This window comes from Enterococcus sp. AZ067, from assembly GCF_051715005.1.
GTDB classification, from domain to species: domain Bacteria; phylum Bacillota; class Bacilli; order Lactobacillales; family Enterococcaceae; genus Enterococcus_D; species Enterococcus_D casseliflavus.
In genome coordinates this window covers 1,050,959-1,074,595 of record NZ_JBIOSY010000001.1, presented here as the reverse complement: position 1 = coordinate 1,074,595, position 23,637 = coordinate 1,050,959, and the positions used below count along the sequence as shown (strand labels likewise).

Below are 23,637 nucleotides of genomic sequence, written 5' to 3'. Positions count from 1 at the left end.
GGAAAACACAGAAGAGAAAGCGCTTTCTATTAAAATTAACATATACACACTACTTTTTCCATAACATTCTTTGCTTTTAGTCAAATTTCATAAACGATTATTTCTTAAATGAATTATTTAGGTTTTTTCAGTAAGTATTTTACCATTTCGACATTTCGAGCCTGTCAGTCCCCGCTGACAGGCTCTTTTTTTGGGTTTTGATTGGATGTGCTCAGACCTGCAAGTCTTTGCGCTCGTAACGGTAAAAGGTGCCAAAGAAACACAATACACCGATCAGCAGTACCCATAGGACTGATGTGGCGCCGTTATCCATGAGTTGGACGGGTAATGCCATGCGGACGGGTGAAAGTCCTGCCAGCCATTCCAATTTATCGTAGAGTTCCCCCACGATACCGAGCAAATACAGACCGAACACGCAGCCTAAGCCGACACTGGCGGTTTGTTTGCTGGAACGCAAGATCGTGGATAAAAAGAAACCTAGACAGAGGAAAAAGACTAAGACACCATACTCGGCAACGAAGATTTTGCTGATTTCTTCTATAAAAGCGGACAGGTCGTCTTCTGGCAGTTTGAACAAAGCAAATGAGGCCAGACTACTGCCATAAGCAATCAGCCAAAAGCCAGTCAGCAACAACAATCGAGCGAGGAACTTCCACCCAACGATTTCTCTACGGCTAATAGGCTGAGCATACAAGTACTCGATCGTTCCTTCTGATTCTTCAGTGATCAGGCTGTTCAAGCCTAAAAGCATCCCATAAACACACGCAGCGATAAATAAGTATTGAAAGTAGTACCCGAAAAAACCTGTTGGAGAAACCAAACTTGAGGGTCCTGTCAGTTGAATGTTAAAGATGCCTAGTAATTCTGGGCTGAAAGAGCCCAACATCTGGTCTAACGACGTTTTCATTTCTGGCGTGATCATTTGAGGATAGATAGCCGTAAATGCAAAAATGATTGCTGCAAAAAGGATCGCCCAGACTAGCCAGCCTTTGAAGGTATTTTTAAGATCGATTTTCATTAAAGTCATTTTTGAGAACCTCCTTCATACAGGAGCATAAATTGCTGTTCAAGGGTTGGGTGTTCGATCGTGAACTCTTTAATGGCAGGATTGGTTAAAAAATGTGCCAGCTGATTCATGTCCCCTTGATAGAAAAAACGCAAGCTGTGTGATTCCTGAGCAAGAACCTGTACGTTTTCCAAGCCGGCTAATGAGAGGCTACCCTCATTCGTGAGCGTTACAACTTTGCCGAAATTTTCTTCCTCACTCAGTTCTTTCACGGTGATGATCTGTCCTTCACGAATAAAGGCGGTCCGATGGGCATAGATCTGAATTTCATGCAGATCATGACTGGATAGAAAAATCGTCATCCCCTGTTTGTTTCTTCTGAGAAGCTCTTCAAACAGCCGTTTTTGGATCAAGGGATCTAATCCATTGGTCGGCTCATCTAAAATCAACATTCTCGGTTGTGCAATCAAGGCGCTCGCAAGCCCGACTTTTTTCTTGTTCCCTAAAGAAAGTTCTGCGATCGATTTGTTTGGATCAATTTGAAAAAGCTCCATCAACTCCTGAATCTCTTTTTTTGGCTGCTTGACTTGATGAAAATCCGCCGTAAATGCCAGTAGTTCTGCTGTCGTCATTTTTGAATAAAACCGTACATCACTGGAAACATACCCAGTAAACGTTTTGATCTCTTTGGCTGCTTGTTGGCAATCTCGTCCAAAAATCGCCGCCTGTCCTGCATCTGGTTTGATAAAATTCAACAATACTTTGATGGTCGTTGATTTTCCCGCACCATTTGGTCCGATAAAGCCAAAAATCTCTCCTTCTGCCACTTGCAATGATACATTCTCGATGGCGTACTTCTTATTGTATTGTTTGCTTAGTCCGTTGATCGTAATGGCATCCATCCTGTTCCCTCCTTTTACTGCTTTGATGCCATCAGTGTAGCCTTATTTCGTATTTCCGTCAATCAAAGATCTAAAAGGCTTCCGTTGGGATTTTTTACGAAAATCATCAACAGATTGACACACTTCTATTGCTTTCTCTTCCTATTTTTTTCACATTTTCCCGCTATTATCAATACATACCAACAAACAACCCTAACACTTTTTCATTTTTACTCCTATCCCGCCAGTCCCCGCTGGCGGGCTCCTTTTTGTCTTCTGACTGTTTTATCTAGTTTCACTTTTTCTTGGCGATTTCTTCTCAGAATTCTGTTTGATTCGTCAATTTTTTTTCACATTTTCCCGCTATTATAAATGCATACCAACAAACAACCCTAACACTTTTTCATTTTTACTCCTATCCCGCCAGTCCCCGCTGGTGGGCTCCTTTTTGTCTTCTGACTGTTTTAGATGGTTTCACTTTTTCTTGGCGATTTCTTCTCAGAATTCTGTTTGATTCGTCAATTTTTTTTCACATTTTCCCGCTATTATAAATGCATACCAACAAACAACCCTAACACTTTTTCATTTTTACGCCTTCCCGCCAGTCCCCGCTGGCGGGCTCCTTTTTGTGAGATTGGACTTGATTTTCTTCCTAGAAAGGATTATCTTTATCTTATGCGGAAGTGGCGGAATGGCAGACGCGCACGCTTCAGGCGCGTGTGAGTTTATCTCGTGTGGGTTCAACTCCCATCTTCCGCATTTAGCAGTTCAGCTTTCTGAACTGCTTTTTTTGTTGCAAAACGCGCATGTTCATCGAATAAACATGCGCGTTTCATTCAACTATTTTTCCCCTTATTCACTAACATAGGCGGTGCGGAAAAAGAAATGCGCGCCATAAGCTGGGAATTGGATGTCTTTAACATTTGATTTGATCAGATAATTTGAAGCACTTTGATAAAGAGGGACTTGCGCAGCATCTTGTTCCAACAAAATTTCTTCTGCCGCTTTGTAATCTTCAAAATATTGATCGGGGTCATTGGCATGAACGGTGCGCGCATCTTCCGTCAACGCCGTATATTCTTCATTGATATAGCCGCCGTAGTTAAAGGAAGCGCCGTTTTTGTATAAGATAAAGAACATATCCATGTCACTGCTTCCAGCGATCCAGCCAGAAACGGAAAGCTCATAATCACTATTTGCTCTTGATTGATTCAAGCTGGCACGTGGCTGTTTGTTGATGGAGATCGACAAGCCTGGCAAGTTCTCTTGGAGTTGGCTTTGCAAGTACTCCCCGATTTTTTGGCCATTGTCATCATCTGTCACTAACAAACGCAGCGTCGTACTTTCGCCAATTTCCGCTTGGGCTTTTTCCCACTCTTCCTTGGCAGCCTCTAAATCATACAGGTTGTAATCACCGCTATATGCTCGAAAATCTTCGCCAGTATTTGGATTCGCAGCTAAGCCGGTAGGGATCAATCCATTTAAAACTTTCGCTCCATCGTTCAACACATTATCCACGAGACTTTCTTTGTCGATCGCCAACGCGATCGCTTTACGCACATGAACATTTGCTAAGGCATCGTTGGCGGTTTTATTGAAGTCTAAGAAAAAGTTCGCCACATCGTTTTGCGTAACTAGCTCTTCATTGTCCCCGTATTGTTGGACGTAGATCCCGCTGATTTTTTGCAAATCAAGGTCGCCGCTTTCAAACAATTGGATCCCCGTATTTTCTTCTTTGATGGTGGAGCCTTTGATCTCCTCCAATTGAACGACATCAGCATCGTAGTATTGGTCGTTTTTCACTAGCGTCCACTCGTCTCCTGTCTGTTGCCAATCGGTTAAAGTAAAGGGACCAGAATACAACAAATCTTCACTTGTCCGGGCATAGGTCTCGCCTTTTTCTTCAACAAAGGCTTGGTTTTGCGGTGCCAACCAGCCGATGGAAATCAAGGATAAAAAGGATGGCTGTGGCTGCTCCAACTGCACGATAAAGGTCGCGTCATCTGGGGTCTCCAGACCAATCGTTTCTATATCAGCATTGCCTTCACGAATGTCTTTACTATTAACTACATTATCTAACAAATAGGCGTTAGGTCCCATCGTTGCTGGATCGACTAACTTTTTCCACGCATAAGCAAAGTCAGCTGAAGTGATCGCTTCGCCATTGCTCCACTTCGCATCCTCTCGCAAGGTAAAGGTATAGGTTTTGCCATCTTCACTGATTTCGACTCCTTCTGCCAAGCCCGGAACTGGTTCACTGTTTTCATCGAAACGGTAAAGCCCTTCGAATAAATGTTGAACGATGGTAAATGTTGCTTTATCCGTCGTTTGAGTCGTATCGAGAGTCGTCAGCTCAGCCGGTAGACTCACCGCAATCGCTTGATTCGGCGCTCCGTTAGTTTCAGCCTCTGATCCCTCGGTATTTCCTGTTGTCGTGCAGCCGGAAAGGGTCAACCCAATCACTCCTGCTGCAACCAATAAACGCTTCTTCCAGATCATTTCCATTCTTCCTCCTATGTGATTGCGCAACCAACGCAAGTGTTTTTCATGACGGCAAAAAACGCATTCATCGATAAAAAGAAAAAACCTCATCCCTTTGCTTATCAATTTTGACAAACAAAGGGACGAGATTTTCGTGTTACCACCCTTTTTCGCACCATCCTCACAAATGGCACCTCAACAGTACGCTAAGATACTTGGCACGATAACGGCTGCTTTCCGTCTGATTTGCGTGAACAAATCAGATCACTCAGAGCTCATCTTCACTTTTTTTCTGCTGCCCTTTCTCACCATCCGGGTTCTCTTCTAACAGATTCCAAAGCTACTCTTCTCTTCATCGTCTTTCTTTTTATCTAAAAAACAGGTAAATGACGTTTTTTTGTCTATTTCATGATTGTTATAAAGTATACTATTGGTGTTTTTGGAAGTCAACAAGAATTGCGAATATTCAGTTTTTTATGATTTTTCTGGCAGACCTTTTTTTGCATCTTGCTTGCCTTTCATCACGTTCTTCTCTAGGATAAGAACTAGATAAGCTGTTCTCATTTGTAAAAAGGAGTGTGCCAAAATGAAATTAGCAGAAGCGTTACTTTTAAGACGGGATTTGAACAATCGTCTGTTTCAATTACGTAACGAGATCTCTAGCAGTGTGTTAGTCCAAGAAGGCGATACCTTGGATCGTAGTATCACAGAATTGTTCAAGGAATACGATGAGATCAATCAACAATATTCAGAATTAGTCGTTGCCATCAATCGGAAAAATGCGACTGCCTCTTTAGCAGATAGTGCGTTATTGCTGATGGAAGCACTAGAACAGCGAGAACAGCTGCGCCGCAAGCATGCACTGCTAACGCAAGCACTGGATGAAACCAAAGCAGCTCCCCGAATAGGTCGCAACGAAATTCGACTGGTGCGTACGATCGATACAAAAACGCTAACGGAGCAATTGAATGCGACCGCCAAGCAGCTGCGAGAATTAGATGGAAAGATCCAACAAACCAACTGGCTGGTCGATCTTTAATCAATATGGGTGGGTGTCAAAGGCGAGCACAAAGCAGGTACAGGCTGATATGTACACTATGGAACGTCTGGCAGAGACGTAAACGTAACAACCACTGCTTACGAATCACAATCGTAGCAATCACATTGTATTTTTTAGCGACCACGTGCTGATTTGACTGGATGGGAAAACCCTCTTCTTTTTTGAGAAGAGGGTTGTTTTTATCGTATCCAGTCGTACATGGAGGCGGCTCTTTTACTGCGAAGCCTGCTGCTTGTTACTCACAGCGGAAGGACGCGCCAGAAACGCTTGCCCTTTCTCACTGCTCCAAAACTCCTTCATCAATGCCGTCAATCCCTCTTTGTTTTGATTGGCTCCGAAGAAAGGGCTGCCGGGTTCTAACATGATGCCATTAGCTAAAGCACCGATAGGAAAGGGATCAAAACCGAAAGCGGCAACGATTTCGTCTGTCTGATCGAGGGCGGTTTGGTCATCACCAGCAATGGCGATGGCTTTTTTGGTAGTTCCTTGAGCAGCCGTTCTCGTCAGCAAGGATTCCTCTTGGATGTCGTGGTACCCCATATGATTGAATCCTTTGACTACTTTACTTTGGGAAAAATAGCGTTGCACACGTTCCGAAGAAGTCTGCTCGATGGATGAGTATTCTGTTTCTTTGCCATCGACTTCCCACCAATAATTCATGGCATCGATCACTAGCTTGCCAGCCAATGCTTCTGCCGGCAGCTGTTGGTACTTACTCAATGGGATTGCCAAAATGATCGTTTGAGCTTCCGCCATCACTTCAGCGGCATTTTTTGCGATCGCTCCCGGAGCCAACACAGAAACGGACAAGGCGATTTTTTCTGCTGGCTTCGTACTGGCGATCAAGACCCGATAGCCCGCCTGGGCACCAAGATTTGCGAGCGCTAAGCCTAACTTGCCTGCGCCTAAAATACCGATGGTTTTAGGCATTGCCATCACCTGCTGCCAACAATTCTTTCACCCGTGGAATCACTTTGGTTCCATACAATTCAATCGTTTTGAAACGGTCTTTTTGCAGCTGGCCGCCAGTACCGTATACCAGATCAAAGCGTTGTACTCCGACTTGCGGCATCATACGAGCGATTTTTTGCGCCACGGTTTCTGGACTGCCTACATAATAAGACCCATGTTCGACTTCAAAGTCAAAGCGCTCTTTGCTCATGGCTGGCCAGCCGCGATCAAGACCGATTTTGTCCATGCTCTTTTTGATGTAGTTCCAGCCGATTTCATAGGCTTCTTCATCGGTGTCGGCGATCACACCATGGGAGTGCATGCCGATTGGTAAAATCGGTTGCCCTAGTTGCTGCGCTGCCTTTTTATATAGGTCAACATAGGGCGCAAAACGAGCAGGTTCGCCACCGATGATCGCTAACATAACGGGAAACCCATAACGGACGGCACGAATGATCGATTCAGGGGTTCCACCGACACCCACATAGGTATCTAATTGGTGTCCCTCGATTTTTGGAAAAACGTCGGCATTTTTTAAGGATTGCGTGAACTTGCCTTCCCAAGTTAATGGTTTGCCTTTTCTCAATTCACTGAACATCGCTGTTTTTTCTTCAAATAGTTCTTCATAATCTTGCAAGTCATAGCCGAATAGAGGGAATGATTCAGTAAAAGATCCTCGTCCCAGCATGATTTGTGCACGACCGTTCGACAACGCGTCAACGGTCGCAAACCGTTCGTAGACCCGCACGGGATCATCCGAACTCAAGACAGTTACACCGGTACCTAATTTGATGGTTTTGGTAACCATCGCTAAAGCCGCTAGTACCGTATCAGGACTTGAGATCGAATATTCTTCCCGATGGTGCTCCCCTAAGGCAATGACATCGATGCCGACTTCATCGGCTAATTTTCCTTCTGCCACGATATTGCGCAACGATTCGCTATAACTGATCCGTTCTTTCGTTGTATCATCAAAGGCTAGATCGCCAAACGTATCTAACCCAAATTCAAGATTTCTGTGATTGATGGTCATTTTCTTTTCCTCATTTCTCATTACTGATTCTCTGTTCTCACTATAACAAGGAACAAAAAAAGTTGCGAACAATATGCTTACTTTTTGTAAGTTATCGATTTTAAAGCAAAAAAACACTTTCCCGAACAAAAATTCAGGAAAGTGTTTGGTCTTTAAAGATAGATCCCTTTACTATGGAGATTCACTAAGCATTCTTCCAAGTATGCTTCATCATGTTCTGGATAGATCGGCGTAGTCAAAGGAACAGCTTGAACGGAGGGTTCCAGCGGCAGATTTTTGCCACGATACGCTGGATCGTACCATTCAGGTGCTGGCCGATAGCCTCGATAGGTCATTTCATCCAGCACTAACTGATGGTATTGAAACAATTTATAGGGCGGATGGGTAAAAACGTAATCGACGGTTGCGTGCTTCTTGCCCCAGCCTAGCCCCCGCAAGGCTGCTGCTTCACGATGCTGGCCTAACAGCTGCTGCCGAGGCAAAGCAGGTATCAGCGCTTCATGCCATAAGCGCATCGGTTCAGCCTCCTTTATTCTGCGTCTTGGCTGATGAAATTGTCTTGGTTTTCAATAACGATCTTGCCGACTGCATGGTGTGTCTCACTCAATGCGTGGGCATCGTAAATTCCTTGTGCTGTCAATGGGAAGGTTGCACCGATGATACTGTTGACTTTTTCTGCTTCGATCAGCTCTGTCAATTCTGCCAATTGTTTGCCGTTGGTTCGTAACCAAATTGCTTTGGCAAAGATGTCTTTTTCTTTTGCCAAGTCTTCGTCTTCAATACTCAAAATCGAGATCAGACGGCCCTTAGGTTTTAAGACAGTGAAACTTTTCTTCTGGGTGTCGCCCCCCATCGTATCAAAGACCAAATCGATGTCTTGCAAGACTTCTTCAAAATCTGTCGTATGGTAATCGATGATCTCATCGGCACCAAGTTTTTGCAATAACTCATGGTTACGAGGACTAGCCGTCGTGATGACGTAAGCGCCAGCTGCTTTTGCTAGTTGGATCGCATAGGTACCAACTCCGCCAGCTCCGGCATGGATCAAGACTTTTTCCCCTTCTTTTAAACAACCGTGTTCAAACAACGCTTGGTAAGCAGTCAAACCAGCTAATGGCACTGCAGCTGCTTCTGCGTAGTTTTGGTTTTCTGGTTTGATCGCTGCTAACTCAGCATCCACGATGGCGTAATCAGCATACGTCCCAAAACGAGTCGTTTCAGGGCGGGCATAGATTGCATCACCAACTTTGAACTCTGTCACGTCATCACCTATTTCTACGATATCCCCTGCGACATCCCAACCTAAAATAATTGGGAAGTCCCACGGAAACATTTGTTTTAAATAGCCTTCTCTTAATTTCCAATCGATCGGGTTGATGGACGTTGCGGCAACTTTGACTAATAATTGATTTGCTTTTAATTCTGGTAATTGGACCGTTGCTTCTTTTAATTGGTCTTTTCCACCATAGGCTTCAATAACGACAGCACGTGTTTCCATTGATGCTTCACTCCTTACATTCATTCTTCATCAAAGAGAGGTTCCTGTTTTTCCATCCCTTGATTTCTCACTTCCCTAGCTTAGGCAAAAGGCGGGAATTTGACAAATGATATGTTTGGAAACTGCCCCAGCCACCTGGCCGTTCCTCCTTCAAAGCCTTGAAAGAAACGGGTTTATTTTTTCTTCATTTTTTTATTGCCTTTTCTTTAAAAATCAATTACGCTACTCAAGAAATACGAAATTGTAGAGAAAGAAGGAATTGATGAATTGAAAAGGTTGTGGGTATTTTTTGGCGGTGTGATCGGCATCACCGCGTTGCTGTTTTTAGGTGCTTCGGTGTTAACGAAAGAATCGGGGGCAGCAACGTCGTCCGACAAAAATACAGTGATTATTTACAATTGGGGCGAATATATTGACCCCGAACTGATCAAAACATTCGAAACTGAGACTGGTTACTCAGTGATTTATAATACATTTGACTCCAACGAAGCGATGGAAACGAAAATCAAACAAGGCGGCTCGCGCTATGATTTGGTTTTCCCTAGCGAATCGATCATTCCGAAAATGATCGAAGAAGGATTGTTAGTGCCTTTAGACCATCAGAAATTGACGGGAACGGAAGATCTGTCGCCTTTTTTGATGGATCAAGCCTTTGATCCTGACAATACCTACTCGATCCCCTATTTTTGGGGCACGATCGGAATCATGGCAAATACTGAAGAAGTTGATGTTTCTTCGATCCATGGCTGGAGTGACTTATGGGACCCTGCATTTAAAAATGATGTATTGATGGTGGATGGTGCTCGCGAAACCTTAGGAATCGCGTTACAGACGCTCGGTCTTTCCCAAAATGAAAAAGACCCGACCAAGGTCGCCAAAGCCTTGAAGAAGCTGGAAAGTATCCGTCCCAATGTCAAAGCAGTTTTGACCGACGAGATCAAAACCTTGATGATCAACAACGATGCCCCTTTAGGAATCGGATATTCGGGCGATGCCGCTTATGTGATGGCGGAAAATCCTGCCGTCACCTATATCGTTCCCAATGACGGCGGTGCGATTTGGACAGACAATTTTGCGATCCCGAAAACCGTTGGCAATCTTGAGGGAGCCTACGCCTTCATCAATTTTATGCTGCGACCAGAAAATGCCGCACAAAATGCCGAATACGTGGGCTACGCCACGCCGAGTGAATCGGCCAAAGCTATGCTGCCAGTAGAACTGACTGTTGACAAGGCTTTCTACCCTGAGCCAAGTGCGATGGAACAAATGGAACATTATGAATACTTAGGAAAAGAAGCGGTTGAGCTTTACAACGATCTTTTCCTTGAATGGAAGTTGGGATTATAATTGTCACTATTACTAAAATCTGAACACATCTTTGATACCAAAACAAAAACGACTTTTGCGGGCTTTCTCCTGATAGAAGACCAGAAAATCACGGCTGTAGGTCCTCTTTCAGCGCTGCCAACACTTGCTGAAGACACCCAGGTCATTGATCTCAAAGAACAAATGATCATCCCAGGCTTTATTGATGCTCATGTTCATTTTTATCTTTCCGCATTACTCCATCAAGGGGCACTGACCCATCTTACGGGAGTGACAGAAGAAGCCGTTGCCCAGCAAGTACCCGCCTTGCCCATCACCCATGGATGGAAAATCGGCATCGGCTGGTTCAGCAGTGATTTCGGTCAGCAAGTCTACCCGACGAAAGATTCGATCGACAACTATTGTGCCGACACGCCTGTCATGCTGATTTCAGGTGATGCCCACAGTATTTGGTTGAATAGCCAAGGGATCGCTGCTTTAGGGATCACACCTGAGAACTTACCAGCAGGGATCAGCGGGGAGGCACTGCTTGACGAAAACAGCGGACAATTAAGCGGCTGCTTTTTAGAAGCGATCGCCATTCATTATTTAGCAAAGGTCTTACAGTCATTCCAAGCACAAAGCCCTGCTGCCTTTCTGACCTATATGAAGCAGCTCAATCAATACGGCATTACGACGATCGGTGATGTTGCCTTGACAGGAGAAAGCTGGGACGATTTGGTTTACCCCACTCTTTATCGGCAAACAGAAGCAGAAGCGACCTTGCGCGCTGTCTTTTATCCAGCCATGCGAGAAGACATCACGCAACTGAAAGAAACTTACCATACTTATCGCTCCGAAAAAGTACAAATGGGCGGCGTCAAACAATTTTTTGATGGCGTGACGAGTACGCACACGGCTTTTTTAAAAAAGGAATATGAAACACCGTATTTTGCTGGTGATGTCGGGATGCCGTTGATCGATGTTCAACGGATGCGCCGCTTTATTTTACAAGCCAACCAGCAAGACTGGCCGATGCGCATCCATACCATCGGTGATGAAGCGATTCGACAAGCACTCCTCTTTTATCAAGAAAGTGCTGCTGCTCACCCGCTTTCTAAAGGCAAAGCCAATACTTTGGAACACTTGGAAGTGATGGATGCCGCTGATCTGCCACTAGTTCGCCAAGAACAACTGGTACTCTCCGTACAGCCTAGCCATTTATTAGTCGGTTATGAGACCCTCGATGAAGAAGTAGGCCCTCAGCGTGCCAGTCAAATGTTTCCTTTTCAGTCCTTTCTAGAGCAAGGCGCAACCTTGGCTTTTGGGACTGATACGCCAGTCGTGATCGACGTGACTCCTTTAGACTCGCTGTATTATGCGGTTGCTCGGCAGGAAAAAAACGGCCAGCCAGCAGGCGGATTGATGCCACAAGAAAAAATCTCCATCGCCGATGCCCTCTATGCCCACACCGCAGGCGCCGCCAAAGCCTTGAGTCGGCAAGATATCGGGCGATTAGAAGTTGGCTGTTTAGCCGATCTTTGTATTTTGTCCCAAAACATCTTGCCTTTGACTGCCGAAGAATTGCTTCAAACGACCGTTGAAGCGACCGTATTTGATGGGCGATTTGTTTATTGGGGCAATTGACATGAACCACCAGATCTTGTGAAAGTACAAGGTCTGGTGTTTTTCTTTGATCAAAAAATACAGAAACAGGTGCTTAGTTTGGACCACTCTCCCTTTTCGTACTTGCCCCTATCCCTTACGATGGATTCCCTGCTTGGCAGCTATGCTTTATCATAGGTTTTCTTTCGGCCATTTTGATTCGCGTGGATTGGTCTATTCGATTGGCGCAGCAAAAGAATAATTCAAGCAGTTGTCAGTTTCTTTATTTGATGGAAATTCAGAAACATGCCTCTTTTTCCTTGGAGTTTTTTCCTTTTAACAGCAATCATTGGTCTATTCCATCACCCCTTACTTTCTCCTTCAATCGTTTTTTAAACCTTTGAATAAATTCTTAATAAAATAACTAACAAAAAATAAACTTTTACTATATCCCTTGAATGTAAGCGGTAAATTTGTTATTATTACCAAGGATAAGGAGGTGTTTATCTATTGTATGCGATTAAAATCTTTCATGGTTATCTAACCGCCGAAGGAAAAAGAACACGGGACAAAACAATTGCATTGACCTATACTTGCAGAGAAGATGCTGAACGTTTCGCAAATAAAATCGGCGGGAGAGTTAAAAAAATTGGCTAACCAACTAGAATAAAAAAGGCTGTCAACCTCAGTAGGTGACTGCCTTTTTTTGTTATCTGATTTCCAGCAAATCAAGCGATACTCCTGACTTTTTACATATGTTTAAGCTCCTTTTCTTGTTGAATCGAGAAGTGAAGCAAGTTAGTTGGTTTTGACGCCTTGAGTCTTTATACTGAAACAAAGGCACCAGCCAATCCAAAAAAAGGAGTGACCCGTCCATGTGCGGCCGATACTTATTTGACCCAACAACTGGCGAATTGTCAGAATATTATCAAGAAGCCGCGGCGAAAGCCCGCAAGCGCCAACAGACTGTCGCTGTCAATGATGTTTTCCCTTCCAATCATGTCGTAACCATCGGTGCAAATCAACAACAACAAGTTGTAGCTGGTGTGACAAGATGGGGCTTTACCGGCTTTAAAAAAGGGCATTTGATGATCAATGCGCGTTCTGAGACCGTTGAAGAAAAACCGACTTTTCGCAAACCTTTCCAAGAGCATCGCTGTGTCTTTCCGATGTCTGGTTTCTATGAATGGAATCATGAAAAGGAAAAGTTCCTCTTTTCGCAAGATCACGTGATTTATGCCGCTGGTTTTTATCGCATCCTTCAAAAAGAGGATCAAATCGAAACCGAATCAATCATTCTAACGACTGCCGCGAACGATTCTGTTGAACCAGTCCATGATCGAATGCCTCTGTTCTTAGAAAAAGAAGCGATTGCTTCTTGGATCAATGACTTGGCTTTTGCTCGCCAACAACTCAAAGCAGAAATGCCCAAGCTGAAAACCCAATTGCTCTCTTCTTAACTGCTTGCTACTTCTTTTTCAGCAGAACAAAAACCGCCAAGTCAGCTTTGATTTGGCGGTTTTTCCTACTTCTGCTTTTTCTTAATAAACGGTGAAGGTTTTGCCAGTCATGATCCCAAAGACTGCTTTTTGATACGCTGCAAAAACGGGTGCGTCACCAACGGGAATAAAGCCTTTGAAAGAATCGGCGAAGGTTTCCCAAGAGCCCACAAGCGCATTGGGACTGACTGCATTGATTCGTATCCCATGACCGATCTCAAAAGCTGCCGATGCCACGAAGGCTTCCAAACCGCCGTTGACCAGTGCTGAAGGCGTGCCCATTGGGATAAATTCGTCTTTGATAATTCCAGAAGTCAGTGTGATACTGCCGCCTTCAGTGAGAAAATGCTGGCCAATCAACGCAAGGTTGACTTGTCCTTGCAGCTTCGAAGCCACTGATTGTTGAATATCTGCTGGCGTCAATTCCTCAAAGGGTTTAAACACTGTACTTCCCGCAGCGGAAACAATGGCATCCACTTTCCCAGTAGCTTCAAATAGCTGGCTGACACTGGCTGCATCCGCAATTTCGACCTGATGATCGCCGCTGCTACGGCTAGCCGTGATCAGCTCCACCTCTGGCAGTTGCTGAAAGCCTTCAACTAAAAGCTGCCCAAGTGTGCCGGTGTGTCCAATCAAAAGTAATTTCATTTCCTCGCCTCTTTTTTTGTTTTGTGTTTCGATTCTAACCCAACCAAGCGATTTCGACCATTCATCTGCTTTTCCTGCCTTATTGGTCTATTCTTACCCTTACCCATTTGTTCCCCTACTATCTGCGTAGTGATTGGAATCACCTATCACGAAAGCAATTGACAACTTTCTCATCTTGTTCTAAGATACTACTAATTTCATACACATGCAGTGAGAAGAAGAGTACGATCCCCCCTTTCTTTTAAGAGAGCTCGGAACTGGTGGAAACGAGTAAGGAAGACGATCCGAAGATGACCTTTGAGCATTCGTGGACGAACAATCCCCGACGGAGAAAGCCCGATAGCGCAATGCAGTTTATTTGATGAACTGACTGAGGTTTTTTGTTTCAACAAAAAACAAATGAAGGTGGTACCGCGAAATGATCGTCCTTCCCAAAGAATTGTCTTTGGGAAGGTTTTTTTTATAAAAAAGGAGGAAGAGGTATGAAACGAAGGATTCGATTAGGTATGGGCATTTGTCTGTTGTCCTTGGTCTTATTTTCTGGCTGCGGCAACCAAGAAGAAGTGACCGGAAATGCCGAAGAGCAGCAGACAGAAATCAGAGTTGGTACGACACCAGGACCTTACAGCGAACTGTTTCTTCAGGGAATCAAACCAATTTTAGAAGAAGCAGGCTATACCGTGACTGATATTGGCTTTACTGGGGTATTGGAAGCAGACATTGCACTGAACGATGGCGAAATCGACTTAAACGTTGATCAGCATACCGCCTATTTAGAGAACTTTAATGAAAACACGGGTGCGGATTTGGTGGGTATCACACCGATCCCTACCGTTCCAGCTGGCTTGTATCCTGGCAGAAAGGACAATTTAGCAGCGATTGAAGCAAACGATACCATCGGGATTCCCAATGATCCGTCAAATAGCGCCCGTGCCCTGTTGCTGCTACAAAAAGCCGGCTGGATCGAGCTTGACTCCGAAGTGGCGCCCATTGACGCGACTTTGAGAAACATTACTAACAATCCTTATGACCTGGACATCGTCGAGATGGATTCTGCCCAAATCCCCCGCAGCTTAGCAGATTTAGACTATGCGGTGATTCCCGGCAGCATCGTTTATAGTGCTGGAATCGCTGCAGAGGAAAGCCTATTAAGTGAAGACATTTTGCAAGAATATGAACTGGTGGCAACGGTAAAAGAAGCCAATAAAGATAGTGATTGGGCACAGGCAGTGGTGGCAGCTTATCATTCTGAAGCCTTTAAAGAACTGCTGGCAGAAGAGAATCAAACGGGTTATTGGTTTATTCCTGAAGAATTGCAATGACCGCTTCACAAGTAGCAATAGGCAGCAACTGTCGTCGTATTTTTTAAAGAAGCTTCTATTACTATAGAAGGAAAAGACATGACTACTATTGATTAGTGGACCATTCCCCGTCTGAATCTTTGTAAAGGAGGTCAAAAATTGAATATTCAACAAATGCGCATCGTGCAAGCGATCGCTGACCATGGAAGTTTTCGTGAAGCAGCCAAACGGCTGTATCTTTCGCAGCCAAGTCTTTCCCAAGCCGTGAAAGAGTTGGAAACAGAATTGGAGGTCCAGCTTTTCGAGCGTACGAATCAAGGCGCCCGCTTGACTGCCGAAGGCTCGGAATTTCTAGACCATGCCCAGCCAATCTTGAGTCAAGTGGCGCAGCTGCAAACGCGTTTTTCCAGCAAGCAAGCAGCGAGTCAAACCTTCGCTATCGCAAGCCAGCACTATGATTTCACGGCTGGAATTTTCAGTGAGCTGCTGCAGGAATTTCCCGACTGCCGCCAGTTTCGCTTATTAGAAACCACGACCTTAAAGGTGATCACGGACGTGCAACAATATCGAAGTGAATTTGGGATCCTTTATTTGAATGAGCAAAACCAAGCAGGATTGGAACGACTGCTGCAAGGCGCCCAATTGTCCTTCGAGGCGTTGGGACGGTTTCGCCCCCATGTCTTTTTACGAGCGACTCATCCCTTGACAGAAAAAAGGCAGCTTTCCTTAAGAGATCTCGCCCCTTATCCACAAGTACGCTTTTTGCAAGAAGATGAACGCTATTCGTTCTTCTCAGAAGATTTGATCGACTTCGCTCAAAGCCCCCAAGTGGTGCATGTCAGCGATCGAGGCACGATGGTCCAGCTATTACAGCAGACGGATCTTTATGGAACCGGCTCGGGGATCGTTGCCCAACCAGAACGCCAAGGCTTGGCTTTTCTTCCTTTGTTCGACGCGTCCGAGGGTGAGATCATCCTCATTAAAAAGAACGATCGCCCGTTATCAGTGATCGGCGAGCGTTTCTTAGCAAAATTACGGCATCATCTTACAGCTTTTCCTAGTGATATATAAGCGAAGGCCTCCTCTTCCAACTCCCCATAGATGATTGGCTGCTCCTTCGCATTATATAAAAAATCCTTGAGCCACTTCCCATGCAGGAGGCTCAAGGATTTTCTTTTACGGTTACTGTTGTCGGCAATCACCGCTGATTACAGCTGCTCTGCCTGCATTTGATACATTTGCTGATAGATTCCCTGCCCTTGGACAAGACTTGCATGGGTTCCCCGTTCCACGATCTTCCCTTGGTCTAGGACCAAGATTTGATCGGCTTGTTTGATCGTTGACAAACGGTGAGCGATCATGAAGGTCGTCCGTCCTTTTTGCAAGACGGTCATCGCCTTTTGAATGATGGACTCTGTTTCAGTGTCCACATGGCTCGTCGCTTCATCCAGAATCAAGATTTTTGGATCAAACACCAGCGCACGGGCGAAACTGATCAGCTGGCGTTCTCCACTAGAAAACTCATTGCCTTTTTCAACGACTGGATGATGGATGCCTTTTTCGTAGCGGCTCAAAAGGTAGTCAGCGCCGACTTGCTTCAAGGCATCGATAATCATCGCTTCGGTGATCGTTGGATCGTTCATCCCGATGTTGCTGGCGATCGTTCCAGTAAATAGATAGGGATCTTGCATGACGATCGCCATTGAATCTCTTAAACTATGACGATCATAATCAGCGATCACTTGTCCATCCACAACGATTTTTCCGTGCTGCGGATCATAAAAACGGAACAACAGGTTCAAAATACTCGATTTTCCAGAACCAGTATGACCAACTAAAGCAATGGTCTCCCCTGCTGCAACGTCAAAGTTGATATCGTGCAAGATCGCTTGCTCAGGGTCGTAGCCAAAGGTCACTTGTTGGAAAGAAACATCGCCATTCGTAACAGTCAGCTGCTCACTTTGTTGTTTTTCAACCGGCTGATCAGCAAACTCAAAGACCCGCTGTCCAGCAGCTAATGATTGCTGCACATTGGTGATGGTTTGGACAAGCCCTTCGATGGGATCATACAGGCGGTTGATGTAATCAATAAAGGCATACAGCAAGCCTGCTGAGATCGCCAAGCGGCCATCAAGGAAAAAGGCGGCCAAGGTCGTGATCAAAATCAAGATCGTTGAATTTCGCAACAAGTTTCCTAATCCCCAAGCGATACTTGAATCGAGCAAGAGGTATTTACGTCCAGTTTTGAACCATTTCTCTACTGTTTCATTAAATTCTTTCTGCAACTGATTTTCTCGTTGGAAGGCTTGGATGATCGCCATTCCTTGGACAAATTCATTCAACTGCCCACTGATTTGTGAGATGTACTCCCGCATTGCTAAATTGTAACGAGAAGCATATTTGGTATAAAAATGCTGCCAGATTCCTAAAATCGGGATCAAAATCAGCATCGCTGCTCCTAAGGTGCGGTTCAAAAGAAACAATGCAATAAACGCACCAATGATTTGGATGATGTTGCTTAACAAATTACTGATCACGATCACGTAGAAATTCGACCGCAAGACTTCGGTGTCATTCGTGATTCGTGCAACGACTTTACCTGCTGGGATCTGGTCAAAGTAAGAAACGGGTAATTTATGCATATGGTCAAAAAGCTGATCCCGCATTTTTTTGACGATACTGTTGGACATTTTTCGCAATTGCAGCAAGCTGATATAACGAAAGAGGGAACCAATCAAATTGACCAGCAAATACCCAGCGAGCAATTGGATCAAAAGCATCGTGTCTAAATTGCTACTGTTAACCGCTGGTGTCATCACTCGGTCGATCAGCTGCTTGGCAATCAGTGGGGAAGTCAGTTCGAGCGCTGCAGCCAGCAACAGCAAGATCGCACCCACGGTAAATTGTTTTTTATAATAGCTCAAATACGTGAGCAAACGTTTAATCGTTGAGAACACTCGTATCGTCCTCCTTTAACTGTTGATGATAATACTGCTCTTGGTACCAGCCTGGCGTTTCGATCAACTCCTGATGGGTACCACGCTGTGTGATCCGTCCGTCTTCTAAGACGATGATTTGATCCGCTTCGGTGATGGCGGACAATCGATGGGTCACGATGATGGAGGTCGGTGCCTGCTTCATCGTTTTCAAATTCGTGATGATGGCTTGTTCCGTTTTGGCATCAACTGCCGAAAGGGCATCATCCAGTAAGAGGACTTCACTGTTTCGTAAAAACGCCCGTGCTAAGGACAAGCGTTGTTTTTGTCCACCAGAAAGGGAAACGCCTTTCTCACCGACGACCGTTTCGAGCCCTTCTGGCATCCGCTTGATGTCTTCGCTAAAGCAAGCAGCTTCCAGTGCTTCCCACAATACTTCTTCGGAAGCGTCTGGTTGTCCGAATAACAAGTTCTCGCGAATCGTTCGTGAAAACAAGGTATGTTCTTGCGGTACTTCTGCAAAGTGGTTGCGCACTGCTGTTGTTTGATAGGCCGTCAACAGCTGCTCGTTGATCAAGGGGACTTGATCAGAGTATGGATAGCGGTGACCGAATTGTCTTAGCAGCGTCGTTTTTCCGCTGCCGGTCTTCCCAACGATCCCTAAGACTTCTCCACGAGTGATCGTCAAATCCAGTCCTTCTAACACATAACGAGCTGCTTGCGGGTATTGGAAATGATATGCTTCAAAACGGATCGTATTGATGGCTTGCAGGTCGGCTTCACCTGGCGTTTCTAATTCATCCCCCGTCTGCAGCACTTCATTGATCCGACGCCAGGATGCGGCACCTTGCTGCATCACATTCACAAGATCTCCTGCTGAGATCATCGGCCAAACGACCATTGTCAAGTACACTTGGAAAGAGACCATCGCACCGATGGTGATCGTTTGGTTGGCAACAAGAAACGCCCCCACACCAAAGCTCATCACAAAGCTGATCGCTAAGATGATGGTAATCAGCGGCCCAAAACGGGAATCGATCTCAGAAACGATATTGTTTTTCGCTCGTGTTTCCAGTGTTTTCTTTCGAAACTGTTCCGTGGTGGCTCCTTCTAGTCCATAAGCTCGGACGACCCGAATGCCATCAATGATCTCCAGCACTTCACTGTTCATCTCAGAAACAGAATTCTGCGCTTCCGTAAACGCCTTATCGACTTGCGAGCCCCATTTGAAAATGTAATAGGCTAAAAGCGGCATTGGAATCAGGGCAATCAAGGTCAGTAGCCAAGAAACCGTCCCAGCCATCATCGCTACGATGAAACTTAGATACAAACTAGTATTTAAGAAAACCATCAGTCCATACCCAACGGTCATCCCCATCACTTGGACATCGTCACTGGAACGAGTCATTAAATCACCTGTTCGGAAACGATGGTAAAACGGCGCCCCCATTTTGAGAAAGTGGCTCATCAATTGTTCCCGTAATTGTTTTTGCAAATCGTAGGAACCAATAAATAAATTAAACGTCCAAACAAATTCGGCCAGATATCCTAACAAGATAGCTCCGGCAAAGAGGGTCACGTATTGGACCAGTACCGAATAATCAAAATTATCTTGGATCAGCGCATCAATGAATAAGCGCAAGATATAGATTGGTGCGACATACATCGCACTAGCAATCACCATAAAGACGAATACGAAGGTATAGCGTACCTTATGTTCTTTAAAATACGTTGTTAATTGTTTTAATACATACTTCATGTTTTATCCCTCACATTCTAAAAAAGTACACAAAAAAGCTCTGTCCCTTCGGAAAAAGGACAGAGCATAAACGTCGTTATTATAGACATTATCTGTACACTAATGGTTACCGAATGAGGGATTCACTTTATTCAATTTGGTTGTTTTTTTATCAAATACTTTTTGCATCGTAATCCCTCCTTCTCTTTTTATTTTTGCTGACTACACCTAACACTTTACAGATAAGTTTCTGAGAATGCAACAACTTTTATTAATTTTTTTTCAAAAAGATTGACTTTTCTAAAAAGGCGTTTCTCAATTTTTCGCTTTTTAACAACTATTTTTTGAAAACGAATTCTCGGTTTATCCTAAGCGTTGCAAGGAATCTGGCAAAATAAAAAAACAGATGCCCCTCTCTTCAACAAGCGCTGTTTGGTCAGCACACTTGGTTGAAAAAAGTTCCTCTGTTTTCTTACTGCCTGTTTATTCTGTGACAGATGCTAGGCGATAGGATACTGTTCGTCCAAAAGGAAACACTTGCACCCCTTGCAAACGATCTGTTTTCAAATACGCTACCGCTCCTTGATATAACGGCAAGACGGCTGTATCTTCAACGATCAATTGTTTCTCGAGTTCTTTCAATAAGTCCCAACGGGCAGCTGGGTCGTTTGCTAAAGTCGTCCGTGCTTCTTGTAACCCTTGGTCGTACCTTTCACTAGCATACCCAGAGGTATTCAAGCCACCTGTCGAATCATAAAATTCTAAGAAGTTGATCGGGTCCGCGTAATCTGGTGTCCAAGTCCCGAAGACGAGATCAAATTCACCTTGGGATTGCAAGTCCAAGCGGTTTTGTAAAGGAATCGACTTGGCATCGATGGTTAATCCAGGCAAATTGGTTTCTAACTGTCCTTGGACAAATTCGATGGTTTTCTTGGCTGCTGCTGTATCTGCTGACAACAGTTCCAAAGTGATCTCGTCTTGTCCCAACTCTTCTTTGGCTTGTGCCCAAAGCGCTTGTGCTGCTGTTAGATCATACGGCAGTAAATCGCCATTTTCTTCACGAAAATCTTGGTCTGTTTCAGGATCTTTGGCAAAGTTGCTTGGCACAAAGCCGTTCAATGCAGTGGATCCATCGCCTAAGATATTTTCAGCAAATGCCTCTTTGTCGATGGCTTGTAAAATCGCCTGACGTACCTTGACATTGCCTGTGACTTCTCGTTTTTGGTTGGCACTTAAATACCCCACCAGCGCCTTTGGCACATAGTTGGCTTGAGCTGAGTTTTGGTATTGCTGCGCGTACGTATCCGTTAAGGTGGTGTAGTCCAGTTCTCCTGTTTCAAAAAGGCTGACACCAGTTGCCGTTTCCTTCACTACTTGCACGTCGATCTTGGTCAATTGGACATTCTCAGCATCCCAATAATCAGGATTTTTCGTTAACGTCCATGATTCATTGGTTCCGTTCCACCCTTCGATCAAGAATGGGCCGTTGCCAACAAAATTTTCCGCTGATAACCCATAATCGGCACCTTTTTCTTCAGCAAACGCTTGGTTTTTTGGCATAAAAGGTGTCCCGACCAGAATCTGATCCAAATACGAGATTGGACTTGCCAATGTCAGCTCTAACGTCTGCTGGTCCAATGCTTTGGCTCCTAACTCACTGACCTCAGCATCTCCTTGACGTACTTGACTGCCATTTTTCAACACATCCATTTGATTGCTGCTGCTAGAACCGTTCTCTGGATTGGCAACATATTGAAAGGCGTAGACAAAATCATCCGCTGTAACAGGATCGCCATTGCTCCATTTTGCATCACGAATGGTGAAGGTATAAACCAGTCCATCTTCTGATACCGTAGGCTCTTCAGCGGCCATCGCAAGCTCAGGATCCCCCTCTTGATCCAGACGGTATAACCCTTCTGCCACTTGTCCGATCATATCGGAACTGTTGACATCCGTGTATTGCCCGCTATCAAGGGTCGATAAGGCGCCCGCGGTTGACACTTGAATCTCTTGCGCAACAGCGCCTTGCTCCTCTTGCTGTCCAGAATCCGTCGTGGGACTCGTGGTACTGCAGGCACTTAAAACCAATACTGTGAAAGCAGTGATACCAATCATTTTCTTTTTCATTTTTCTCCTCCTTGCGTGACCCTCTTTCTTACAACACATCAACGACATACTTGAAAACCGCTTGTTCTTGTAAAAGCGCATCATAGGCAAAGTCTGGATGCCATTGAACCGCCAACAAGCGCTGATCCACATGTTCAATGCCTTCAATGATGCCATCAGGACTCCAAGCTGTCTTTTGCAATGGACGAGCCAATCGATCCACCGCTTGATGATGAAAGGAATTGACCTTTGTTTTTTGACCGTATACACGAGCCAACATGCTTTTTTCAGCCGTCGCGATGGCATGGGTCGGCACTTCTTTCGGAATCGGTGCCTGCATATGAATGATCTCACTGAAGGTACTGATGTCTTGCTGCAGCGTGCCCCCAAAGGCCACGTTGACCAGCTGCATCCCCCGACAAACCGCAAAAATTGGTTTCTTTTGCAGCAGCGCTTCATCGATCAGCGCTAGTTCAAACTCATCCCGTGCCAAAAAGCCGCTTCCAGTTGCCTGATGGTCCTCCTGCCCATAAAACTTGGGTGAAACATCTTGTCCACCAGCTAATACCAGTTTATCGATCTGTGAAACATAGTCCTTGGCTGCAGCTGGCTCACTGATTGGCAAGAGCAATGGCAGTCCGCCCGCTTGCTGGATCGCTCGCACATACCCTAATGGTGTGTAGGCGATCGGCAAATGATGCAGCACATCGCCAGCATCTTGCACTTCATTCGCAGCGATCCCTATAATTGGTTTGCCCATCGACATCCCTCCTTGATTAACGATTTTTTCAGAAAAAAGCGACATCTAGCAGTTGAACAAGGCAAGCGCCGCTTTTTCCCTCAAGATATGTTTCAACTATTCTAAACCAATCAGCACTTTTTGTGAAACACTATTTTCACTTTCGCGATCATTTATTACAATCACCATTCTATTTAACCGCCTCTTTGATTCGCAATAAAGAACACCGCTAGTCAGATATAATTGAATTTTACCAACGCTTTCTCTACGTAAAAAAACATGCGAGAAGCCGTGGCTTTCCGCATGTTTCGTCATTAAAATAATCGATTGTCTTTTAAAAACTCCAGCATCTGTGTTTTTAGGGGATCTTTTTCATTACGGATCGACTTTGTTTGCGTCGGTTCATCAAGTGTCGATGGTCGCTTTTTAGGAAAAGGCGCCGCTGGTTCTTCTGCTAACTCTAAAATTTGAAAGGTATCCACCACGACTTCTGCCGCACAAAATCTTTGCCCTTCTGCTGTTTCATACGGACAGCCTTGCAAGTGTCCGTTGATTTTGATACTTGCTCCTTTTTGAGTATACCGTAAAAAGGTCTCTGCCTGTTTCCCATGAACGACACAAGCAAACCATTCATGATGCACTTCTTCACTGTTTTGCCATTGAGATACAATGACAAGATCAAAACGTACGCCCTGATCGTCCGCCGCATCAAACGCTTCTTTACTAGGCATCGCTGCGATTTTCCCAGTAAGAACCACTTTATTCATTGCCACGCTGCATCCTCGCTTTTCTCTCATTTCTTGAGTGATCTAAACTTATGCGACCTATTCTACCATATTCCAAAAAACAA

Annotated in this window: 20 protein-coding genes, 1 tRNA gene and 1 other annotated feature; of the genes, 8 read left to right on the top strand and 13 right to left on the bottom strand. The window is 44.8% G+C overall.

Annotation, left to right across the window (positions count from 1 at the left end; translation table 11 throughout):
* Positions 1-211 precede the first annotated feature (211 nt).
* Both IGI82_RS05090 and IGI82_RS05085 read right to left on the bottom strand, forming a co-directional pair.
* Positions 212-1,027, bottom strand: coding sequence for an ABC transporter permease subunit (locus tag IGI82_RS05090; RefSeq protein WP_438841814.1), 816 nt, complete (start codon positions 1,025-1,027; stop codon positions 212-214).
* Complete coding sequence (locus IGI82_RS05085; RefSeq protein ID WP_438841813.1) at positions 1,024-1,908, bottom strand: ABC transporter ATP-binding protein; 885 nt, start codon at positions 1,906-1,908, stop codon at positions 1,024-1,026. The genes IGI82_RS05090 and IGI82_RS05085 overlap by 4 nt, the downstream gene beginning before the upstream one ends.
* 656 nt (positions 1,909-2,564) lie before the next feature.
* On the opposite strand from IGI82_RS05085, the gene IGI82_RS05080 reads away from it, so the two are divergent.
* Positions 2,565-2,646, top strand: a tRNA-Leu gene (locus IGI82_RS05080).
* Between the two features lie 93 nt (positions 2,647-2,739).
* Here the strand turns inward: IGI82_RS05080 and IGI82_RS05075 are convergent.
* A complete protein-coding gene (locus tag IGI82_RS05075) occupies positions 2,740-4,392 on the bottom strand; it encodes a peptide ABC transporter substrate-binding protein (RefSeq protein WP_438841812.1) in 1,653 nt (550 codons plus the stop codon).
* Between the two features lie 562 nt (positions 4,393-4,954).
* Here IGI82_RS05075 and IGI82_RS05070 point away from each other — a divergent pair.
* Entirely contained in the window at positions 4,955-5,407 is a 453-nt protein-coding gene (locus IGI82_RS05070) for a DIP1984 family protein (protein ID WP_005234539.1), read from the top strand.
* A 234-nt stretch (positions 5,408-5,641) separates the two neighbouring features.
* Here IGI82_RS05070 and IGI82_RS05065 read toward each other — a convergent pair whose 3' ends face one another.
* The 4 genes from IGI82_RS05065 to IGI82_RS05050 form a co-directional block, all read right to left on the bottom strand.
* Positions 5,642-6,358 carry an NADPH-dependent F420 reductase gene (locus IGI82_RS05065; RefSeq protein WP_086373197.1) on the bottom strand — a complete coding sequence of 239 codons (717 nt, stop codon included), beginning with the start codon at positions 6,356-6,358 and terminating at the stop codon, positions 5,642-5,644.
* Positions 6,351-7,412, bottom strand: coding sequence for an LLM class flavin-dependent oxidoreductase (locus IGI82_RS05060; RefSeq protein ID WP_034878423.1), 1,062 nt, complete (start codon positions 7,410-7,412; stop codon positions 6,351-6,353). The genes IGI82_RS05065 and IGI82_RS05060 overlap by 8 nt, the downstream gene beginning before the upstream one ends.
* Positions 7,413-7,564: 152 nt before the next feature.
* Positions 7,565-7,927, bottom strand: coding sequence for a TIGR02328 family protein (locus IGI82_RS05055; protein WP_010747697.1), 363 nt, complete (start codon positions 7,925-7,927; stop codon positions 7,565-7,567).
* 14 nt (positions 7,928-7,941) lie between these two features.
* Positions 7,942-8,910 (bottom strand): NADP-dependent oxidoreductase, encoded by a 969-nt coding sequence (locus IGI82_RS05050; RefSeq protein ID WP_438841811.1) that lies wholly within the window; start codon positions 8,908-8,910, stop codon positions 7,942-7,944.
* Between the two features lie 267 nt (positions 8,911-9,177).
* On the opposite strand from IGI82_RS05050, the gene IGI82_RS05045 reads away from it, so the two are divergent.
* The 4 genes from IGI82_RS05045 (at position 9,178) to IGI82_RS05030 (ending at position 13,280) form a co-directional block, all read left to right on the top strand.
* A complete protein-coding gene (locus tag IGI82_RS05045) occupies positions 9,178-10,257 on the top strand; it encodes an ABC transporter substrate-binding protein (protein WP_413153608.1) in 1,080 nt (359 codons plus the stop codon).
* Positions 10,258-11,862 (top strand): amidohydrolase, encoded by a 1,605-nt coding sequence (locus IGI82_RS05040; protein WP_413153609.1) that lies wholly within the window; start codon positions 10,258-10,260, stop codon positions 11,860-11,862. It begins immediately after the preceding gene.
* 468 nt (positions 11,863-12,330) lie between these two features.
* A complete protein-coding gene (locus IGI82_RS05035) occupies positions 12,331-12,477 on the top strand; it encodes a hypothetical protein (RefSeq protein ID WP_005234527.1) in 147 nt (48 codons plus the stop codon).
* A 218-nt stretch (positions 12,478-12,695) separates the two neighbouring features.
* On the top strand, positions 12,696-13,280 hold the full coding sequence (locus IGI82_RS05030) for an SOS response-associated peptidase (RefSeq protein ID WP_005225388.1): 585 nt from the start codon (positions 12,696-12,698) through the stop codon (positions 13,278-13,280).
* Positions 13,281-13,361: 81 nt separating this feature from the next.
* Here IGI82_RS05030 and IGI82_RS05025 read toward each other — a convergent pair whose 3' ends face one another.
* On the bottom strand, positions 13,362-13,967 hold the full coding sequence (locus IGI82_RS05025) for a short chain dehydrogenase (RefSeq protein ID WP_375856918.1): 606 nt from the start codon (positions 13,965-13,967) through the stop codon (positions 13,362-13,364).
* A gap of 201 nt (positions 13,968-14,168) precedes the next feature.
* Positions 14,169-14,400, top strand: a binding site (T-box leader).
* Between the two features lie 49 nt (positions 14,401-14,449).
* Here IGI82_RS05025 and IGI82_RS05020 point away from each other — a divergent pair.
* Both IGI82_RS05020 and IGI82_RS05015 read left to right on the top strand, forming a co-directional pair.
* On the top strand, positions 14,450-15,289 hold the full coding sequence (locus tag IGI82_RS05020) for a MetQ/NlpA family ABC transporter substrate-binding protein (protein ID WP_438841810.1): 840 nt from the start codon (positions 14,450-14,452) through the stop codon (positions 15,287-15,289).
* Between the two features lie 138 nt (positions 15,290-15,427).
* Positions 15,428-16,339, top strand: coding sequence for a LysR family transcriptional regulator (locus tag IGI82_RS05015; RefSeq protein WP_438841809.1), 912 nt, complete (start codon positions 15,428-15,430; stop codon positions 16,337-16,339).
* Positions 16,340-16,476: 137 nt separating this feature from the next.
* On the opposite strand, the gene IGI82_RS05010 is transcribed toward IGI82_RS05015, so the two are convergent.
* The 5 genes from IGI82_RS05010 to ssb form a co-directional block, all read right to left on the bottom strand.
* Complete coding sequence (locus IGI82_RS05010; RefSeq protein ID WP_087627082.1) at positions 16,477-18,225, bottom strand: ABC transporter ATP-binding protein; 1,749 nt, start codon at positions 18,223-18,225, stop codon at positions 16,477-16,479.
* Positions 18,209-19,963, bottom strand: a complete 1,755-nt coding sequence (locus tag IGI82_RS05005) for an ABC transporter ATP-binding protein (protein WP_438841808.1) — start codon at positions 19,961-19,963, stop codon at positions 18,209-18,211. Before IGI82_RS05005 ends, IGI82_RS05010 begins: the two co-directional genes overlap by 17 nt.
* 462 nt (positions 19,964-20,425) lie before the next feature.
* Positions 20,426-22,069 (bottom strand): peptide ABC transporter substrate-binding protein, encoded by a 1,644-nt coding sequence (locus tag IGI82_RS05000; RefSeq protein WP_142967059.1) that lies wholly within the window; start codon positions 22,067-22,069, stop codon positions 20,426-20,428.
* Between the two features lie 28 nt (positions 22,070-22,097).
* A complete protein-coding gene (locus tag IGI82_RS04995) occupies positions 22,098-22,808 on the bottom strand; it encodes a gamma-glutamyl-gamma-aminobutyrate hydrolase family protein (protein WP_087627079.1) in 711 nt (236 codons plus the stop codon).
* A 293-nt stretch (positions 22,809-23,101) separates the two neighbouring features.
* Positions 23,102-23,584, bottom strand: coding sequence for a single-stranded DNA-binding protein (gene ssb, locus IGI82_RS04990; protein ID WP_016610622.1), 483 nt, complete (start codon positions 23,582-23,584; stop codon positions 23,102-23,104).
* Positions 23,585-23,637 lie beyond the last annotated feature (53 nt).

Excerpts from the sequence above, each read along its gene's own strand:
- IGI82_RS05090 (WP_438841814.1), bottom strand. The coding sequence starts at position 1,027 with ATGACTTTAATGAAAATCGATCTTAAAAATACCTTCAAAGGCTGGCTA.
- IGI82_RS05085 (WP_438841813.1), bottom strand. The coding sequence starts at position 1,908 with ATGGATGCCATTACGATCAACGGACTAAGCAAACAATACAATAAGAAG.
- IGI82_RS05075 (WP_438841812.1), bottom strand. The coding sequence starts at position 4,392 with ATGGAAATGATCTGGAAGAAGCGTTTATTGGTTGCAGCAGGAGTGATT.
- IGI82_RS05070 (WP_005234539.1), top strand. The coding sequence starts at position 4,955 with ATGAAATTAGCAGAAGCGTTACTTTTAAGACGGGATTTGAACAATCGT.
- IGI82_RS05065 (WP_086373197.1), bottom strand. The coding sequence starts at position 6,358 with ATGCCTAAAACCATCGGTATTTTAGGCGCAGGCAAGTTAGGCTTAGCG.
- IGI82_RS05060 (WP_034878423.1), bottom strand. The coding sequence starts at position 7,412 with ATGACCATCAATCACAGAAATCTTGAATTTGGGTTAGATACGTTTGGC.
- IGI82_RS05055 (WP_010747697.1), bottom strand. The coding sequence starts at position 7,927 with ATGCGCTTATGGCATGAAGCGCTGATACCTGCTTTGCCTCGGCAGCAG.
- IGI82_RS05050 (WP_438841811.1), bottom strand. The coding sequence starts at position 8,910 with ATGGAAACACGTGCTGTCGTTATTGAAGCCTATGGTGGAAAAGACCAA.
- IGI82_RS05030 (WP_005225388.1), top strand. The coding sequence starts at position 12,696 with ATGTGCGGCCGATACTTATTTGACCCAACAACTGGCGAATTGTCAGAA.
- IGI82_RS05025 (WP_375856918.1), bottom strand. The coding sequence starts at position 13,967 with ATGAAATTACTTTTGATTGGACACACCGGCACACTTGGGCAGCTTTTA.
- IGI82_RS05020 (WP_438841810.1), top strand. The coding sequence starts at position 14,450 with ATGAAACGAAGGATTCGATTAGGTATGGGCATTTGTCTGTTGTCCTTG.
- IGI82_RS05005 (WP_438841808.1), bottom strand. The coding sequence starts at position 19,963 with ATGAAGTATGTATTAAAACAATTAACAACGTATTTTAAAGAACATAAG.
- IGI82_RS05000 (WP_142967059.1), bottom strand. The coding sequence starts at position 22,069 with ATGAAAAAGAAAATGATTGGTATCACTGCTTTCACAGTATTGGTTTTA.
- IGI82_RS04995 (WP_087627079.1), bottom strand. The coding sequence starts at position 22,808 with ATGGGCAAACCAATTATAGGGATCGCTGCGAATGAAGTGCAAGATGCT.
- ssb (WP_016610622.1), bottom strand. The coding sequence starts at position 23,584 with ATGAGAGAAAAGCGAGGATGCAGCGTGGCAATGAATAAAGTGGTTCTT.